We start from the raw sequence: 3753 nt of genomic DNA on the forward strand, positions 1-3753 counted from the left end.
GCCCAGGGCCGGGACGAGCCGGCCGGGGGCGCGGCCGGCTGGGGAAGGGGTGGCATACACGCAACGACTCCTCGGGGGACTTGATAAGTGAGGTCAATAATTGACCACGCTTATCAACGGCGTGTTGCGCCGATGTGAAACCGTCCGGGTCCGCCCGGCCGCGCGCGGGCGATGGGATACGTTCACCTGCGTGTCTCGACCCGAACCCACCCCCGAAGCGCTCGAGGTCGGCCGGGCGATCCGCGAGTGCCGTACGGCGCGCCGCGTGTCCATGGCCGTACTCGCCGCCCGCTCGGGGCTGTCCCAGCCCTTCCTCAGCCAGCTCGAACGCGGACTGGCCACCCCCAGCCTCAGCTCGATCTACCGCATCGCCGAGGCCCTCGACGTCACGCCGGGCACCTTCCTGCGCCCCCCGGACCGCCCCGGCGTCGTCAGCCACGAGAGCGACCCGCAGGTGATCCGGGTGACGGAGGCCGCCGGACAGGTGGCGCGGGTGCTCATCCCGGGCGGGCGCAGCGGCCTGATGGAGGCCTACGAGCACCACTTCGAGCCCGGCCTGGGCGAGCGCGGCTGGTTCGAGCACCCCGGGGAGGACTTCCTCTACGTACTGGACGGCGAGATCGTCCTGGAGGTCGAGGGCGAGGAACCGCTGAGGCTGCGCGCCGGCCAGAGCGCCCACCACCGGGGCGACGTCCCGCACCGCTGCGCGCTGCCGGCCGGGGGAGCGGCGGCCCGCACCCTGCTGGTCATCGCGAACGCGTAGCGGGTTTTACGCGGGGGCGGGGTGGCGGCGCGCGGCTGCCCTCGCGGGGCGGCGCACCGGCGCGCAGCCGTCCCTACGCGGGCGCCGCGTAGCAGCGCACGGTGACCGTGCGCGAGGCGCTCCAGCGTTGCCCGACCGTGCCGAGCAGGCTCCAGCCGAGTCGCTCGTAGAGTGCGGCGGCCGCGGTGTCGGAGGCCAGTACGTCGAGCACCGGGTGCAGTCCGCGTTCCCCGGCCGCGCGCACGGCCCGCGCCATCAGCAGGGCGCCGGCCCCCCGCCCCCGCGCGGCCAGGGAGACGAACAGCCGGCCGACCACGGCGGTGGCCCGCGCGGGCGCGCCCGTACGGCGGCTCCACAGCCCCGGCGCTGCGTCGCCCGACCCGGCGCGGGACAGGGTGATGTGACCGGCCGTCAGCCCGTCCTGCCCGGCCGCCACCCAGGCGTCGAGGAGCGCGGGCGGCGACAGCCAGTCCGCGGGCCGCTCCGGCCAGTCGCAGGGGTAGCCGTCGGCCTGGTGGACCTCGGCGAGTACGCGTACGCACGCGCCGAGGTCACCGGGTTCGCGGCGGCGGATGTCCATCCGGCCATCGAACCACGGCGGGATCCGGCTCAGGACAGCCGGGTGACCCGCTTGCCGAACGAGGGCTCGGCCAGGTCCGTGCCCACCGCCACCGGCACGGTCTTCGCGCCGGCGCCGTCGCCGACGGTCAGCACGCCGACCTCGGTCCCCGCCTTCGCCGCGTGCGGCACCGGCTTGTCGCCCGCGCCCAGCGAGAGCCGCAGCCGCTGCCCCGGCACGGCGGCCATGGACAGGTCCTTCGTCGCCACCAGCGGGGTCCGGCCGCCGAGCCCGTCGGAGACGTGGCCCACCACCTGTCCCTTGTGGATGACCGGAGCCGAGGCGAGCGCCGTACGGACGGCCTCGACGATCTTCCGGCTGTTCGCCAGCACCAGCTTCAGGCCGTTCGCGCCCTCCGGGTCCGGGCCGTCGACGTGCTGGTCCATCAGCGTGCCGAGGATCAGCGGGGTCTCGCCCCCGACCGTTTTGTACGTCGCCCACGACAGGGTGCCGCCGGCCGCGCTGCTCGAACCCGTCTTGATGCCCATGACGTTGAGGCCCCGGGCGACGAGCAGGCCGTTGTTGTTGATGAGCGGCTCGCGCACCCCCTCGACGGTTTCGCTGGGCAGCGAGACCACCGCGCGGAACGCGTCCTCCTTCATCACCGCCTCGGCGAGCTTCAACTGGTCGACGGCGGTGCTCACCGTGCCGGCGTCCAGGCCGCTGGGGTCCGTGTACGTGGTGTCCTTCATCCCGAGTTCCTTCGCCGCGGCGTTCATCTTCGCGACGAAGGCGTCCGGGGTGGTGGATCCGGTGTCCCAACGGGCCAGCAGGCGGGCGATGTTGTTGCCCGACGGGATCATCAGCATCTTGAGCATGTCCTGCTGGCTGAACTTCGTCCCGGCGGTGAGGCCCTGGATGCGGGACTCGTCCCCGGCCATGCCCTCGGCGACGGCCACCGCGTCGACCTCGACGCCGGGGCCCGGGTCGTTCTTGCGCAGCGGGTGGTTCTTGAGGATCACGTACGCCGTCATCACCTTGGCCACGCTGGCCGTCGGCACCGGCTTCTGCTCGCCGAACGTGGCGATGTCGCCGGAGCCCGGGACGCGGACGGCGCCCTGGCCCTTGGCGGGCCAGGGGATGGAGGTCTCCCCGTCCAGGGTGTACGAATCCTCGCCTGCGACGAGCTGCGCAGCCGGCAGCGGGCGCACCAGCTGCACCCCGGTGGCGGTGGCGGCGAGCAGCAGCACGATCGGGGTCCACACCTTGACGCGGCGGGCGATGGTGCGGCGGGGGGTCTCGGGCGGGGGAGCGGTGTTGGTCAGCTCGGCCAGCAAATCGAGCGGCGGCAGGGGCGCCTCTTGCGTTGCCTCCACGACCTCGGGCCGAGCCGGCCGCTCCGGCTCCGGCTTCACGACCGGAGCGGGCTTGACCTCGAGCGGCTTGAGCGCCACGAACTGACTCGTCCGCTCGGCGTCACTCTCCACCCCGCCCGCGGCGTCGGCCTCGGAGGGGGCCGGCTTCGTGTCCTGTGCGTCGGCTGCGCCGGCCCGGGCGGGGTCCGCCTTGGCCCAGGCCGGGCGGCGCGAGTCGGCGGCACCGGGCTGGGCGGATGCCGCATCGCCTGCGGCGGCCTTCGGGCGCGCCGTGTCTGCGGTGCTGCCGCCGTCCTCCTTGGGCTGGGCGGGGGCCTCGGCTGTCGGGCGGGGGGCGGCGGTTGTGCCGTCTTCCGCCTTGCCTGCGGCGGCTCCTTCGGGCTTCGGGCGTGCCGCGTCGTTGGTGTTGCCGCCGCCTTCCTCCGGCTGGGTTGCGCCATCGGCTCCGGCGGGGGTCGGCTTGGCCCAGGACGGTCGGGCCCGGTTCGGGGTACCGCCTTCCGCGGCGCTCGCGTCGGGCTTCGGGCGGTCGGCGTCCTCGGCGCTGTCGCCGTCACGCTCATGCTGGGTGGCGGCTTCGGCGGGGGTCGCCTTCGCTTCCTCCTGCCGGGTGGGTGCTGCGTCCTCCGGGGTGCCTGCGGCCGCTTCGTCGCCCGCGCCTTCGGTGGTACCGCCGTTCCGCGACGGCCGGGCGGGGTTCGCAGCCACCTGCGGGCCGTCGGGCGCGTCGGCCGGGGGCTGTTCCGGTGTGGTGGGGGCCGGGCCCGCCGGTGCGGGCGGAGTTTGCGCCGCTTCGGCCGACGGGGTGTCCGCCGGGTCCGCGTCCTGGTCGGGGTGCTCGGGCTCCGTGGCCCCGGGGGCCGCGTCGTCCGCGCCGTCCGGCGTGGCGGGGTGCGGGGCGTGGTCCTCCGGTTCAGCGTCGGACAGGGACTCCGCTTCGGCGGGCTCCTGCTCCGCGTCGGCCGGTGCGGAGTTGGCGCCGTTCGCGGGTTCGGCGGGTTCCTCCGGGGTCTGCCCGGGCTTCCGCTTCGTGTCGGCCGGTTCGGCGTCGGCAC

The 3753-nt window shown here is 75.0% G+C and carries 3 protein-coding genes; 1 reads left to right on the forward strand and 2 read right to left on the reverse strand.

What is annotated here, in order from left to right:
• Window positions 1-190 precede the first annotated feature (190 nt).
• Window positions 191-763: a helix-turn-helix domain-containing protein gene (locus ACFV0Q_RS39505; RefSeq protein ID WP_385012678.1), complete on the forward strand. Its 573-nt coding sequence runs from the start codon at window positions 191-193 to the stop codon at window positions 761-763.
• Between the two features lie 73 nt (window positions 764-836).
• On the opposite strand, the gene ACFV0Q_RS39510 is transcribed toward ACFV0Q_RS39505, so the two are convergent.
• Window positions 837-1343: a GNAT family N-acetyltransferase gene (locus ACFV0Q_RS39510; protein ID WP_385012680.1), complete on the reverse strand. Its 507-nt coding sequence runs from the start codon at window positions 1341-1343 to the stop codon at window positions 837-839.
• A gap of 29 nt (window positions 1344-1372) precedes the next feature.
• On the reverse strand, window positions 1373-3753 hold a 2381-nt coding region (locus ACFV0Q_RS39515), incomplete at its 5' end, for a serine hydrolase (protein WP_385012681.1).

Source organism: Streptomyces sp. NPDC059564, from assembly GCF_042735575.1.
GTDB lineage: Bacteria > Actinomycetota > Actinomycetes > Streptomycetales > Streptomycetaceae > Streptomyces.